At 40.6% G+C, this 397-nt stretch carries 1 rRNA gene; it reads left to right on the top strand.

From position 1 onward, the window contains the following. Positions 1-289: 289 nt before the first annotated feature. Positions 290-397 (top strand): 23S ribosomal RNA (locus ACH8JV_RS19535); the annotation flags it as partial.

The following is a 397-nucleotide window of genomic DNA, read 5'->3' as shown; positions in this document are numbered from 1 at the left end:
CTTCTGTGATTTAAGTATCACGGTATTAAGCATGACCTGACGAAGGCGTGTTTATTCATTAACAGATTGGCAAAATTGAGTCTGAAATAAATTGTTCACTCAAGAGTTTAGATTAAGCAATTAATCTGAATGAATTGAGAACTAGCAAATTAACTGAATCAAGCGTTTTGGTATATGAATTTAGATTGAAGCTGTACAGTGTTTAAGTACACAGACAACAGATGGTAGCGATGAAGAATCGCACGGACAACACTCACTTGTAGGTGTTGACGACTGTTTGGGGTTGTATAGTCAAGTAATTAAGTGCATGTGGTGGATGCCTTGGCAGTCAGAGGCGATGAAAGACGTGATAGCCTGCGAAAAGCTCCGGGGAGGCGGCAAATATCCTTTGATCCGG

This window comes from Acinetobacter sp. ABJ_C5_2, from assembly GCF_044538485.1.
GTDB classification, from domain to species: domain Bacteria; phylum Pseudomonadota; class Gammaproteobacteria; order Pseudomonadales; family Moraxellaceae; genus Acinetobacter; species Acinetobacter nosocomialis_A.
The sequence above is the reverse complement of the archived record's forward strand: the minus strand, read 5'-3'. Positions and strand labels throughout refer to the sequence as shown.